Below are 14,020 nucleotides of genomic sequence, written 5' to 3'. Positions count from 1 at the left end.
CTAAACAAAATAGGTTTTTCTTACTGCTTTAATAAAATTCAACTTAACCGCATTATTTTATACTAAAACAATGATTAATAGGAAACTTTTTAGTACTTAATATGTTGTTTTTACTAGCTATTAAATGACTAACTAGTGAAAAATACACCTTTATCTTGGCAATGCTTTTTGACCTGCTCATATACTGCATCAGCATTCAGCGCTGAACTATCAAGCAATAAAGCATCTGCCGCAGGCTTCGATGGCGCTGTACTACGATTTTCATCACGGTCATCACGCTCTTTTATCGTCGCTAAAATCGCTTCAAAATCTGCTGTTTGACCAGCGTTCAACAACTGAGTCACACGGCGCTCTGCACGGGCTTCAGCACTGGCCGTCAAAAATACTTTAACATCAGCATCTGGGAAAACAACCGTACCCATATCGCGACCATCAGCAACCAAACCTGAACGAGTGGCCATATCTTGTTGTAGCTTGAGCAATGCTTGGCGAACCTGTGGAAAGACAGCTATCTGTGATGCATAGCCTCCAACCGTTTCATTGCGTACTTGCTCACCTACTGCTTGTCCATTAACAATGATGTCTACACGCCCTGAGTCATTGTTCGGTACAAACGCTATCTCCAAGCTTTCAGTCAATGCTAATACAGCATCTTCGTCAATTGGTTGTCTGGCATCTGCGCTGATTAAACCCGCTTCAAAGGCTTTTAGCCCAACAATTCTATAAAGTGCACCAGAGTCTAACAACTGATAGCCTAACACTTGTGCCAGACGCCATGTGACAGTGCCTTTACCAGCGCCACTAGGACCATCGATACAAATAACAGGATAGCGCACTGATGAGGTGTGGCTATTCTCTGTATTGAGTAAAACATTATCAGGTGTAGAACTAGTCATAATACTTACTCAATAATATGCGTTACTTATATCGCTTATCGTATGTCATTAATAAAACAATATTTATTCGTATGTTAAGTCTTTAATAGCCTATTAAGATGGGTGCTATCAAATAGGGCAATATTATAGCAAAAAATCATCGTGACCACTAGCACCAAGACTGATATCTTGTTTATTAGTATTTTGAGTTTACATAGTGACCTTATTCTTTTTCGCCGCTTGCCTACGCTCACGAAAAAATGACTTTAGTATTTGACTACTATGCTCGCTGCATAATCCATTATAGGCTTGGATACTATGGTTGTAGAAAGGTTGTAATGATAAGTCCATTTGACTACCAACCATCCCAGCACGCGGTTCACTCGCTGCGTACACCAGCTTGTTTACACGCGCATGGATTAAAGCACCGATACACATCGTACAAGGCTCCAGAGTGACATATAAAGTAGTCTGTAGCGGCAATCGATAGTTTTCTAAACGCGTACAAGCGTCTCTTAATGCAACTATCTCTGCATGCGCAGTAGCATCATGGCTACTAATAGGTTGATTAAACCCTTGGCCGATAACTTGCTGGTCATGTACCAATACCGCACCTACCGGTACCTCTCCTCGCTCAGCACCTTGCTTAGCAAGTTCAATTGCCTCTCGCATCCATTTAACGTCTTCGACTGACCAAAAGGTGCTGGACTGAATATTTAAGGGTTGATACGGCATTAAGCTTATATTCTGTATATTTTGCATTTATTGTGGTAATTGCCAGTCAATTGGAGTTTGGCCATACTGCACCAAGTAGTCATTTGTTTTAGAAAAAGGTTTAGTGCCAAAGAAGCCGCCACGGTTTGCCGCCAGTGGTGATGGATGTACCGCTGTTAGAATCAAATGCTTATCCGTATCGATATACTTACCTTTCTTTTGGGCTTTACTACCCCACAAAATAAACACAGTATGCTTTGTCTGTTCATTAACGGCATCAATAACAGCGTCAGTAAACTGCTCCCAGCCTTTATTCTGATGACTGTTTGGCTCGCCTTCTCGCACAGTTAGTGAGCTATTAAGCAGTAGAACGCCTTGCTGCGCCCAGTACGTCAGATCACCATGTGCTGAAGGGCGAATACCAATGTCATCTGCCATCTCTTTAAGCAAGTTATTTAGTGATGGTGGCTTTGGAATGGCTTTAGGAACAGAAAATGATAACCCCATAGCCTGACCTGGACGATGGTAAGGATCTTGGCCCAAGATTACCACTTTGACTTGCGATAACGGCGTAAGGTTCAGCGCATTGAACATTAATGGTGCAGGCGGATAGATACTGTCGTCTGACTGATAGGCTTCCTTTAAAAATGCGCGTAGATTGTCCATATTTTCAGACGTTAATTCATCTGCTAATGCCATTTTCCAATCTTCTGGTAAACGGACATTGTCTAAAATCGCTTGTTTTTGTTCTGGAGTCTTGGTTGTCGGTTCATCAAACAGTTCCATAGTGTGTCCTTTTTATACTTGTTATCTTGTTATAAGTTCCATAGCTTTGTTAAAACTAGCTTACTGTAAATAATCATACTAACAAAAAACGGTGTACGCTTTGTTGATGAATTATAGCAATAAAAAAACGGCTACCGCAGTAATACGGTAGCCGTTTTTGTGACATCAATATTAAACAACTTAGCTAGCAAGAGATTCAGAATCGGGTTGTGGTTCATGAGTTTCAACGACTGTCAGAATAATACGACTATCAGCTGAGCCTTTGTCTGACACCTTATCAGGCTTCATCGTATCATTCTCTTGAGAATCATCGACTTTAGGCTCTAAGGTCAGATGCACGACACCGCCATTGACCAAATCACCAAATAAAATCATACTTGCCAACGGTTTTTTGATTTCATCTTGAATCAGACGCTGCATCGGACGTGCACCCATTAGACGGTCATAGCCTTTATCCGCCAAGTAGTCACGTACATCATCATCAATCTCTAATGTCACTTGCTTATCATCAAGTTGCACTTGCAATTCCACCAAGAACTTATCGACAACTGATACAACAACTGACGTATCTAGAGGGTTGAACTGAATAATGGCGTCTAAACGATTACGGAACTCTGGCGTGAAGACACGTTTCAGTGATTCTGTATTATCACGGCTATGGTCTTGTTGAGTGAAGCCCATTGACGAGCGACTGATACTATCAGCACCAACGTTCGTTGTCATAATAACGATGACTTGCTTAAAGATAGCCACACGACCATTGTTATCAGTTAACGTACCATGATCCATTACTTGTAGTAACAAGTTGAAGACATCTGGATGCGCCTTTTCAATCTCATCAAGCAACAACACACAATGTGGATGCTGATTGATTTTTTCAGTAAGTAAGCCACCTTGATCATAGCCAACATAACCTGGAGGCGCACCGATCAAGCGTGATGCCGTGTGCGCTTCCATATACTCTGACATATCAAAGCGTACTAACTCTACACCTAACAGGTTCGCTAGCTGACGCGATACTTCTGTTTTACCCACACCAGTTGGACCTGCAAACATAAACGAACCAATTGGCTTATCTGGTGCTTTTAATCCTGCACGTGATAGCTTGATAGCATCAGCCAATGTGGCAATTGCCTCATCTTGACCAAATACCAAGTGCTTCAGATCTCGATCTAGGTGCTCAAGGATACTCTTGTCATCACTCGATACAGACTTGGGTGGAATACGGGCTAACTTAGCAATAATAGCCTCGATATCAGCAACATCGATTTTCATCGGTGGCTTTTGACCTTTTGACAATTTCACACCATCTGCTGATTTAGCACTATCGCTTGCTTTCGCAGTCGCTGCTTCATCCTGCATTTCATTATCTGTATCACCATCGATACCTTCGATATCAGCATCAATCTGCGCATCAAAATCTTGCTCTAAATCAGCAATGAAACTTTCTTCCGCTTCGATATCATCGACATCAGGCACTACGCCTAAGCGCTTATACGCACCTGCTTCGTCAATCACGTCAATGGCTTTATCAGGTAAAAAACGCTCATGAATATGTTTGGCTGATAACTGTACCGCTGTGACCAACGCTTCATCAGTATACTCAACATTATGGAATTCTTCATAACGAGGTTTTAGACCACGCAGGATATCGATGGTGTCATCCACACTAGGTTCTTTAACATCGATTTTTTGGAAACGACGCGACAATGCATGGTCTTTTTCAAATACTTGGCGATACTCAGTAAAAGTTGTTGAACCGATACAACGCAGCTCACCGTTAGCAAGCGCTGGCTTAATAAGGTTCGATACATCCATATTGCTGCTCATAGATGAACCAGCACCAATAATCATATGAATTTCATCGATAAAAAGAATAGCATTTGGTTTTTTCTTTAACGCATCAAGCAATGACTTCATGCGTTTTTCAAAGTCACCGCGATACTTAGTTCCTGCAATCAGTGAGCCAATATCAAGGCTATAAATCACGCAACCGTTAAGGGGCTTCGGTGCTTTGTCATTAATAATTAACCATGCTAAACCTTCAGCGATAGAGGTTTTACCTACACCAGGCTCACCTACTAGCAATGGGTTATTTTTACGACGACGACACAGTACTTGGGCAGCACGTTCAATTTCAGAAGCACGACCAATCAAAGGATCTGTTTTACCTTCAGCAGCTCGCTGATTTAGATTGGTCGCAAATTCAACCAATGGATCTTTGCTGGTCTTTTCCGAGGTACTACGACGCTCAGCACCTGCAGAACCGCGTGATTCAGAAGGCTCTTCTTTATCTTGGCCGTGTGATAAATACTGCGTTAGCTCAAGGCGACTGATGCCTTGTTTTTTAAGTAGGTAGACAGCATAGGTATCATGTTCTGAAAACATAGAGACCAAAATATCAGAACCTTCTACCAATCGACCACCACCAATTGACTGCACGTGAAAAATAGCACGCTGCAAGATACGATCAAAGCTTTGAGTGGGCTGCGGTGACTGTTCTGTATCAGCATCGATAGTTGGCGTGTGTTTATTAATATAAACCTCAAGCTCGGTACGCAACGCCGAGACATTAGCATTACAAGCAGTCAACGTATTGGCAGCATGAGTGTTTTCTAATAAGGCCAAAAGCAGGTGTTCAACAGTGAGATACTCATGCGATTTTTGGCGCGCAAGCGTCATTGCTAAACGTAGAGAAACTTCAAGATGACGACTTAACATAACAACTTCCTACGGTTATATCTATCTTTATAATTGATAGTTTTATGAATGAGTTAGTAAGTAAATCAGGGCGGTAGATGAATTGTTCAAGGGCTATATTCGTATTATTAGAAGTCATGAATAAATGAGGTGAGCGGTAGACTATTGATTAAATACTATAATCTCGCTATCAGCCAACAGTAATCACAACTATCCATGGCCGCTTTTCTTTATATCAACACGATACTTCGACAGAGTCAATCTATTAACACAGACTAAAATGTATCAAAGCGTGCTACAAGCTAGTAGCGACAACCTTAATAACGAATATTAGATGTTGAAAAACTGATTAGATAGAAAGAGAGATTGATATTTGAAAAGCTAGAAATGACGTGGTTTTAGCAAATTCAACGGAGATACTTAGTCTAAAATTATTGGACAGGCTGTTTAATAGATAGGGTTATTCGCTATAGAAATCAATACTATATGAATAATAAAAATATTTTAAAAGGCAAAGTTCATTTATAAGAGGAGTGACTGAAAAGTCGAAAAAGCTCACTATAAAGGTGAGCTTTGATATGGATTGCTTAGAAGGAGAGAACTGTAGGTAAAGCTTTAATAGAGCCATATATCAGTATAAAAAATTAATAAATTGCTCTACTCGCCTTGATGCGGTTCGATTTGAGTTAATAACGGATAACCTTCACGATGTGCCAGACTATTTACCTTTTTGGCCTTAGTCTCGGCGATATCTTTAGGATAAATGCCAGCAATACCTTTGCTGCTATTATGAATAGTCAGCATAATCTCGACCGCAGAATCCATACTATGACGAAATTCTGACTGCAATATGTATACAACAAACTCCATCGGCGTGTAGTTGTCATTGTACATAACGACCGCATACATAGGCGGTTTGGCTACTTCAGGCTCTGCGACCAATATATCTGCTTGCGGTGACGTTTCACCATCGGTATCACCGTCTTGTGCACGATGAGCAGGCATATTGGGAAAGTGCCAATCAGCAACCGTTGGCGTGGCTTGTGATATCATTTTTTTCATCATAATCAAAATATAATTATAAGGTAAGTTTAAGATAGAAGAGATTGTTAAGGCAGGCGATAAGGCATGGTATAAAGCACAACCACTAACTAGGGCTATTGTGCTTAGATTTCAACCACAGCATCGTCACTGAGTATTTCATTAAGACATGAGGTAATTAAGGTACGATAGGACTTTCATCAACTTCTGGTAAATCTAGGAGCGATGGTAGCATGTTATCCACACTATCACCGAGCTTCCAGTCATACAATTGCTCTACTTTCTGACCACCAGCTTGCAAAGTCAGTTTAGCTTGCAACGGTCTAAAGCCTGATGGCATTACAAAGCGACCACGTATCCGAACGATACCTTCGATCATATGATATGCAGGGTCAAGTGGCACTTCTACAAGGTCATCATTGTTAAGTAGCGTCAATACAGGCCTCAAGCGTTTGGCTTGACCGTCGCTACTGAGCATCCCAATATCAAAACCATACTCAAAAGCATTTTCAGGTAATGGCGAAATTTTGGCACCTAATACCTGTAAAGGCATACCACCTTTCTTACGGATGACATCTGAATATAGCTCATTGAGCTGCGATACTTGCTTATTTTCTACTGTTAATTCTTGCTGGCTCTCACGCAGTTCTTTTAAATTAGCCAAACTGATGGCCAGTTCTTGTTTGGCAGTTGCCGCTTGATTAGTAGCTATCTTATTGCTCAGGCGCAAATCTTCTAGTGCTTGTGTCGCTTCAGTGCTATCAATGATTGCTTGCTTGGCTTCTGTTTCCATCGAATGAAGGCCACGTTGGTAACCAAGCTTATGACCGAATACCAGCCCAACCACCGCTGTCACTAATACAGCCACTACAAACAGTGCCAATACCAATGTAGAAGCGCCGCGTTGTGAGCTAGCAATACCACTTATAGGGACATTATTATTTCTAAAGAAATGCTGTTTGCGCTCCAAGCTATCTATAACCAAGTCTTTGCACGATAGACGTGCTGGCTGTGAGCAAAAGCGTAGTACGAGCTGAGAACGCATTTAGACAGTATCTCTTAAGGGTAAGGGCAAGTCATTATAGCCGAATTTATAATCAATACCTAGCACCGCAAATGTGAATGATTGGAATATGAAGTCGTTGATATTAAGGAACAATCGGTGCAAAGTTTAGCCCCATTGACTCATCAAAACCAAACATCACGTTCATGTTTTGAACAGCCTGCCCAGCAGCACCTTTGACTAAGTTATCTTGAACGACGATAACTGTTAGCTCAGCGCGCTCATTGTCCTGATGTACCGCAATGCGTAGACGGTTACTAGCACGAACACTGCGCGTATCGGGATAAAGACCTTTTGGCATGACATCAACAAACAACTCTGACGCATAGCTATTTTCAAACGCTTGCTGCCAATCGATAGCAGCACCAGCATCGGTCAACTCCATATGAATAGAGCTGAGCATGCCACGAATCATCGGTACTAAATGCGGTAAAAAGCGAATGCGATGCGCGAATTGACTGTCTAATAACTGTGCCACACCCTGCTCAATCTCTGGTAAATGACGATGGCCTTCGACGCTATAAGCTTTAAAGCTATCCGTCGTCTCAGCATAGTTAAGCGCAAGTGATGCTTGACGACCTGCGCCAGATACACCAGATTTTGCATCGATAACGATACGAGACTCGATCAAACGCTCTGCTTGCTTATTCTGAGCTTCAATGATCGGCTTCAAACCCAAAATCGCAGTAGTTGGATAACAACCTGGGTTGCCTACTAGTAACGCATTCGCAAGCTTGTCACGATTGATTTCTGGTAGACCGTAGACTGCTGTTTTCAACAATTCAGGGCAAGCATGTGACTGCTTGTACCAATGCTCAAAGTCAGTCAGTGACTGCAAACGAAAATCAGCAGCCAAATCGATGACCTTGACGCCAGCTTGTGTAAGCGCTTCAGCTTGCTTCATTGCAACACCATGCGGAGTCGCAAAAAACACAACATCACATTTTTGCAGTGCAGCAAGCGTATTATCACCCAAGTCGCTAAAAACGATGTCAGACACACCGCGTAAGCTTGGGAAGATTTCATCAGCACGAGTGCCAGCTTCGCTACGAGAAGTTAATAAATCAATAGAAACCTCAGGATGAGCAGATAATAAGCGAATGAGCTCAATACCCGTATAGCCTGTACCACCGACGATCGCTGCTGAAATCATAAAACACCCTTTTCTTGGTAAATACTAAATATGCACTGATAGATTCTATGTTTGCCTGTAATTCTACAAATACAGAATAAAGACAGAATCAGTCTCTAAATATTCTGACTCTTAAATTTTATAATCGTGTACTGCATCCACAAACACTTTGGCATTGTCAGGATTGACCCATTGGGTGATACCATGACCTAAGTTTGCTATGTAACCAGTCTTTTCGCCATCAGCGTAAGCACGGTCAAGCATCGCATTGACTTCAGAACGGATAGTTGCAGGCGAGCCATATAATGTCGCTGGATCTAAGTTACCTTGGATAGCTTTGCTGCTTTGCAGTTTTTTATGCTTTTTAGTCAATTGACGCTGACTTTCAGTCAATACTTGACGTGCACGATCAATCGGCATCGTCCAGTCTAGACCTAACACATCCGCTTCGCTGTCAGCCTGGATATCAAGCCATAACCCACCACCTTTAGTGAATAGCACTACAGGTACTTGCGGATGACGTGCCTTTAGTTCGGCGACAATACGCTTATTATAAATGTGTGAAAATTCGATAAATTGACGATGGCCTAATGCCCCGCCCCAACTATCAAATATCTGAACGATTTGAGCGCCAGCAACGATTTGGGCATCTAAATAGTCAATAACTGACGTCGCAAGCTTGTCTAATAACTGATGTAAAAAATCAGGGTTACTATATAAGAAGCCTTTGGTATAACGATAATCCTTTGAGCTACCGCCTTCTATCATATAAGTAGCCAACGTCCACGGACTACCAGAAAAACCGAATAATGGAACTTGACCATTCAATGCTTTACGAATGCTGGTTACGGCACGCATTACATAATCTAGAGAGTCGTTTGGCTCAAGCACTGGCAATCTATCAAGGTCAGCCTGTTCGCGGATAGGATGTTTGAACTTAGGGCCTTCACCCGTTTCGAAATACAAGCCTAGTCCCATCGCATCAGGAATAGTTAGAATATCACTAAACAAAATAGCAGCATCTAAATCATAACGGCGCAATGGCTGCAGAGTCACTTCAGTAGCACGGTCTGTATCTTTGCACAGACTCATAAAGTCACCCGCTTCAGCGCGAGTGGCCTTATACTCTGGCAAATAACGACCAGCTTGGCGCATCATCCATACCGGTGTGGTATCAATGGGCTCAAAACGTAATGCACGTAGCAATCTATCATTTTTTAAAGGTGCAAACTGTTGCTGAACCGAGTTACTACCGTCTGAAGCACTCATGTACAAATCTCCAAAACAGCACAATATCCATATTTATAAATGGATATTGTGCTGGATAAAATAAGTTGAATAAAAAAGGTTATATGAAAGCGCTATACAGTTAATGCAAGATTGTCGCGATGTACCATGACCACACGTTCTTCGCTACTGCCAAAGATCTTATCGAACTGTTCGGTACGCTCACGAGCGACGCGGCGCGCATCATTCGATGAAAAGTTTACCTGCCCAACGGCAATACGCTCACCTGTATCTTGATGGATGATTTCTACCACATCACCCTCGTCAAATCCGCCCTGCACTTCTACAACACCCACTGGCAATAAACTTCTATTGTGCTCAGTCAATGCTCTTGCAGCACCTGCATCGACGACCAAGCTACCTGACATGCGCAGATGCGCAGCTAGCCACTGTTTACGCGCGATGATCTTGTCTTCGTCATTAGTCGTCAGCAAGGTACCAACTGCTTCGCCTGATACCACACGGGTAATAACGTCATCGATAGCACCGCTGACGATAACGGTAGGACAGCCACCCATTGCCGCAAGGCGTCCAGCACGGATTTTGGTCAACATACCACCGCGTCCAAGCTTACCGCCGTCTCCTGCAATATCAAATAAATAATCAGCCATTGCACGTTCTTGGCGAATCATCTTGGCATCAGGATTATCACGTGGGTTATCAGTGAAGACACCTTCTTGATCGGTTAAGATAATGTACAAATCAGCATTAACCATCGCGGCTGCCATCGCACCCAAGGTATCGTTATCGCCAAATTTAATCTCATCAATCGTGATGGTATCGTTTTCGTTGATAACAGGTAGTACGCGCCATTCTAATAACTGGGTCAACGCACCCGTCGTATTAAGATAACGGCTACGATTAGACAAATCATCATGAGTTAACAGTAGCTGCGAGCTTTGAATACCATGCTGAATCAAAGCTGACCACCATGTTTCAATCAACCCCATTTGACCAATAGAAGCACAGGCTTGTAGTGCTGCTAGTTTCTTGGGACGTTCCTCAAGGTTCATACGTACCACACCTTCAGCAACGGCACCTGATGATACCAGCAGTACCTCAACGCCTTTTTTGTGCAGCTTAGCAATTTGCTTTGCCCACTCATATATGGCAGTACGATCCAGCCCTCGACCGTTATTGGTTAATAATGATGAACCAATTTTGACAATAACGCGCTGAATATCAAAGTTGCGAGTTTGCTTAACAAATCTTGCTTCTTCCATCGTGTTTGCTATGTCATCTGCCATATAAACTCCTTTTTTTCATATCAATTGATTGTAGGGATTAAATTCACAATTCAAGTATAACTGCTCAAGCATACTAGCTTAAGGAACGTACATTACCTCAACGCCATCGTCATCATCGTCGTCAAAATCAGACGCATCCAAGCCTTCACGCGCCGCTTTACGAGCTGCACGATATGCTTCACGCTGTGCTTCAGTGTTAAGACGTACTTCAGCTTCTAAACGCTCGAAACGTTCTTTTTGTGCTTCAGCGAAGATAGGATCTTCTATTTCACGCTCACGCTCAAGTTCGATGTCATTCATTAGATGATATTTGACCGCATCAACACCTTCACCAGTTAGCGTTGCCGTACGGAAGACCATACCAGTCCAACCAAGCTCGGCGACGATATGAGTACAAAGCGCGTTCAAATCTTCATCATTGACCTGATCGATTTTGTTTAATACCAAAATCTGCGGTAAGTTGGCTAATTCAGGAGAAAAACGCTCAAGCTCGTTTAAAATAACACGGGCATTCTCGACTGGGTCGCTGCCATCAACAGGCTTGACATCAACTAAGTGTAGCAGACGACGCGTACGCGCAACATGTTTTAAGAAGCGAATACCAAGTCCTGCGCCTTCTGATGCGCCTTCAATAAGACCAGGAATATCTGCCATCACAAATGAGCGATGACGACCAATATCGACCACACCCAAGTTTGGTACTAGGGTGGTAAACGGATAATCAGCCACTTTTGGTCTAGCAGCAGAGACTTGACGGATAAAGGTCGACTTACCAGCGTTAGGCAAACCAATCAAACCAACATCAGCCACTACTTTTAGCTCAAACTTAAGAACTTTTAGCTCGCCTTCAAAACCTGACGTCGCTTTACGCGGCGCTTGGTTGGTCGAGCTTTTGAAATGGGTATTACCCAGACCACCGTCACCACCTTTGGCAATCAGTAGTGTCTGGCCGATCTCAATCAAATCGCCCAATACTTCATCTGTTTCGGTATCAACTACCGTCGTACCAACTGGTACTGGCAAATAAAGATCATCAGACCCTTTACCTGAACAGTTTCTACTATGGCCGTTCTCAGCACGCATGGCGTCATGACGACGCGTATAACGATAGTCAACTAGGGTGTTGGTGTTGTCTTCTGCAATGACATATACATCTCCGCCCTTGCCGCCATCACCACCATCAGGTCCACCACGTGGGACATACTTTTCTCGGCGAAAACTGGCGATTCCGTTACCACCGTCACCTGCTTTTACCGTTACGACGGCTTCATCAATAAATCGCATCTTACGTTCCTTAATTCACAATCCAGTCTATGACTGGTGACAACCAACGGTTGTATTTTGGGGTTTTGCTATGTTGTTGCGTCAAAATGAACACTGTATAAAGTCTACTTTTACTTAGTGCCCATTATGACAATAACACCCGATAATCAATCGGACTATCGGGTGTTTAAGTATGACAGTTAAAATCCTACCAAGCTATTTAAAGTAGCATCTGCTACAGCGCCATTCTTGTGACACGATAGCGCTACTATACTTGGTATGACGTTATTGCTCTACTGTATTTAGTAATCTATGCTGGAATCTGAGCGTAGCTGATTCCGGCCATTTGCGTCGCCAAACGCAATACCTGAGTACTATAACCTACTTCGTTGTCATACCAAACATATACGATAGCTTGGTTGTCAGTCAAAATAGTAGCTTGAGCATCGATAATACCAACATGAGTCGTACCAACGAAATCCGTTGATACCGCTTCTGTAGAATCTGTATAAGCAATCTGCGACTGCCAAGTGCTGCTGTTAGCCATTTTACGCAAGAACTCATTCAACGCATCAGCGCTTGCTGGAGCAGTTTTCAGATTCACATTCAAGATTGCTAAGCTGACGTTTGGTGTTGGTACACGAATAGCGTTACCCGTTAGCTTACCGTTTAGTTCTGGCAATGCTTTACCAACTGCTTTTGCAGCACCAGTACTGGTGATAACCATGTTCATCACAGCACTACGACCACGGCGGTCTGCTTTATGATAGTTATCAACCAAGTTCTGATCATTGGTAAATGAGTGAATAGTCTCTACATGACCATTTACAATACCGTACTCATCATTCAATACATTCAGCGTTGGTGTAATCGCATTGGTCGTACAGCTAGCAGCACTAACGATCGTATCATCACCAACGGTGTCATTGTTCACACCATAAACGACGTTCTTGATATCACCGCCAGCAGGTGCTGTTAGTAGTACTTTTTTCACGCCAGTAGACTGTAAGTGCTTACCAAGGCCTGCTTCGTCTTTCCAGATACCTGTGTTATCGATAACAAGAGCATTGTCGATACCATAAGCAGTATAGTCGATTTCGCTTGGGTCTTTGGCATAGATAACTTGTACAAAACGACCATTAACGATCATGCCGTTGTTGTCATCATCAATACTGATGCCACCTAAGAATCTACCATGGATTGAGTCACGCTCAAGCAATGAGATACGCTTAGCCAAGTCACCAGCAGCGGCTGGACGTACAACGATCGCTTTTAGTTGTAGACCTTTCGCACTTGATGCTTGTGACAATAGCAGACGAGTCAAGATACGACCGATACGGCCAAAACCATACAGCACAACGTCCGTCGCGCCATTTACAGCACCAGCGTTGTTGATAGACTGTAGAGCGGTTTGTAAGTCAGTATCGTTAGCAATCAATTGACCAACATCGATACGAGTGGCTTGGATATCATTGTTTTCTGAGATAACTTTTACCATCGCTAGAGTATCAGCGATATCGATAGCTTTGGCGCCGTGATCGCGTAGCGCTACTTTTTGATGTAAAGCAAGTATTTGACCAACTGAGGTAGAGTCTAGCGTTTCGCCAAACAAAGTCACTTGTACGTCTTGCTTGTTATAGAGCTTGTTTAGCAGCCCCATAAGCTCAATCGCTTGTTGCTCTTGATTGTTGTAGTTGTTCAAGTGGTCTTGATGTAATTGGCGTAAGGTATCAGCGTTGCTCACGAGAAACATCCTTATGGTCAGTAATGTATGATCAATAAAATATGAAGAAGTGTAAAATAGATAGGTCGTATATGCTCTAAATGGCGACTCTAATATGATAATCAACCACTATCAATATGGGTTATTGACGCTAGAGTATTTGAATCGCCTAGATTTTAGCCTAAAACG

11 protein-coding genes are annotated in these 14,020 nt (G+C 42.7%); all 11 read right to left on the bottom strand.

What is annotated here, in order from left to right; translation table 11 throughout:
- Positions 1-128 precede the first annotated feature (128 nt).
- The 11 genes from cmk to ACS8FA_RS19195 all read right to left on the bottom strand — a co-directional run bounded on the left by cmk (position 129) and on the right by ACS8FA_RS19195 (position 13,861).
- Complete coding sequence (cmk, locus tag ACS8FA_RS19245) at positions 129-896, bottom strand: (d)CMP kinase (protein ID WP_439265685.1); 768 nt, start codon at positions 894-896, stop codon at positions 129-131.
- A gap of 189 nt (positions 897-1,085) precedes the next feature.
- Positions 1,086-1,610 carry a tRNA adenosine(34) deaminase TadA gene (gene tadA, locus ACS8FA_RS19240; RefSeq protein ID WP_439265686.1) on the bottom strand — a complete coding sequence of 175 codons (525 nt, stop codon included), beginning with the start codon at positions 1,608-1,610 and terminating at the stop codon, positions 1,086-1,088.
- A gap of 27 nt (positions 1,611-1,637) precedes the next feature.
- A complete protein-coding gene (locus ACS8FA_RS19235; RefSeq protein WP_261868746.1) occupies positions 1,638-2,375 on the bottom strand; it encodes a uracil-DNA glycosylase in 738 nt (245 codons plus the stop codon).
- 180 nt (positions 2,376-2,555) lie between these two features.
- Positions 2,556-5,096, bottom strand: a complete 2,541-nt coding sequence (locus ACS8FA_RS19230) for an AAA family ATPase (RefSeq protein WP_439265689.1) — start codon at positions 5,094-5,096, stop codon at positions 2,556-2,558.
- 636 nt (positions 5,097-5,732) lie between these two features.
- Positions 5,733-6,128 carry an ATP-dependent Clp protease adaptor ClpS gene (locus ACS8FA_RS19225; RefSeq protein ID WP_439265691.1) on the bottom strand — a complete coding sequence of 132 codons (396 nt, stop codon included), beginning with the start codon at positions 6,126-6,128 and terminating at the stop codon, positions 5,733-5,735.
- Between the two features lie 166 nt (positions 6,129-6,294).
- Positions 6,295-7,161: a hypothetical protein gene (locus ACS8FA_RS19220; protein ID WP_414558927.1), complete on the bottom strand. Its 867-nt coding sequence runs from the start codon at positions 7,159-7,161 to the stop codon at positions 6,295-6,297.
- Between the two features lie 103 nt (positions 7,162-7,264).
- Positions 7,265-8,332, bottom strand: coding sequence for an N-acetyl-gamma-glutamyl-phosphate reductase (gene argC, locus ACS8FA_RS19215; RefSeq protein WP_201567000.1), 1,068 nt, complete (start codon positions 8,330-8,332; stop codon positions 7,265-7,267).
- 111 nt (positions 8,333-8,443) lie between these two features.
- A complete protein-coding gene (gene hemE / locus ACS8FA_RS19210) occupies positions 8,444-9,580 on the bottom strand; it encodes a uroporphyrinogen decarboxylase (RefSeq protein ID WP_439265693.1) in 1,137 nt (378 codons plus the stop codon).
- Positions 9,581-9,672: 92 nt separating this feature from the next.
- Positions 9,673-10,845 (bottom strand): glutamate 5-kinase, encoded by a 1,173-nt coding sequence (gene proB / locus ACS8FA_RS19205; RefSeq protein ID WP_057759177.1) that lies wholly within the window; start codon positions 10,843-10,845, stop codon positions 9,673-9,675.
- Between the two features lie 78 nt (positions 10,846-10,923).
- Positions 10,924-12,129, bottom strand: coding sequence for an Obg family GTPase CgtA (gene cgtA, locus ACS8FA_RS19200; protein ID WP_057759175.1), 1,206 nt, complete (start codon positions 12,127-12,129; stop codon positions 10,924-10,926).
- 289 nt (positions 12,130-12,418) lie between these two features.
- Positions 12,419-13,861 carry a glyceraldehyde-3-phosphate dehydrogenase gene (locus ACS8FA_RS19195; RefSeq protein WP_414558924.1) on the bottom strand — a complete coding sequence of 481 codons (1,443 nt, stop codon included), beginning with the start codon at positions 13,859-13,861 and terminating at the stop codon, positions 12,419-12,421.
- Positions 13,862-14,020: the final 159 nt, after the last annotated feature.

Origin of the sequence: Psychrobacter sp. 1Y1 (genome assembly GCF_051847395.2) — a bacterium.
Classification (GTDB): Bacteria; Pseudomonadota; Gammaproteobacteria; order Pseudomonadales; family Moraxellaceae; genus Psychrobacter.
This window is presented reverse-complemented; position numbering and strand designations above follow the sequence as displayed.

Excerpts from the sequence above, each read along its gene's own strand:
- cmk (WP_439265685.1), bottom strand. The coding sequence starts at position 896 with ATGACTAGTTCTACACCTGATAATGTTTTACTCAATACAGAGAATAGC.
- tadA (WP_439265686.1), bottom strand. The coding sequence starts at position 1,610 with ATGCCGTATCAACCCTTAAATATTCAGTCCAGCACCTTTTGGTCAGTC.
- ACS8FA_RS19235 (WP_261868746.1), bottom strand. The coding sequence starts at position 2,375 with ATGGAACTGTTTGATGAACCGACAACCAAGACTCCAGAACAAAAACAA.
- ACS8FA_RS19230 (WP_439265689.1), bottom strand. The coding sequence starts at position 5,096 with ATGTTAAGTCGTCATCTTGAAGTTTCTCTACGTTTAGCAATGACGCTT.
- ACS8FA_RS19225 (WP_439265691.1), bottom strand. The coding sequence starts at position 6,128 with ATGATATCACAAGCCACGCCAACGGTTGCTGATTGGCACTTTCCCAAT.
- ACS8FA_RS19220 (WP_414558927.1), bottom strand. The coding sequence starts at position 7,161 with ATGCGTTCTCAGCTCGTACTACGCTTTTGCTCACAGCCAGCACGTCTA.
- argC (WP_201567000.1), bottom strand. The coding sequence starts at position 8,332 with ATGATTTCAGCAGCGATCGTCGGTGGTACAGGCTATACGGGTATTGAG.
- hemE (WP_439265693.1), bottom strand. The coding sequence starts at position 9,580 with ATGAGTGCTTCAGACGGTAGTAACTCGGTTCAGCAACAGTTTGCACCT.
- proB (WP_057759177.1), bottom strand. The coding sequence starts at position 10,845 with ATGGCAGATGACATAGCAAACACGATGGAAGAAGCAAGATTTGTTAAG.
- cgtA (WP_057759175.1), bottom strand. The coding sequence starts at position 12,129 with ATGCGATTTATTGATGAAGCCGTCGTAACGGTAAAAGCAGGTGACGGT.
- ACS8FA_RS19195 (WP_414558924.1), bottom strand. The coding sequence starts at position 13,861 with ATGTTTCTCGTGAGCAACGCTGATACCTTACGCCAATTACATCAAGAC.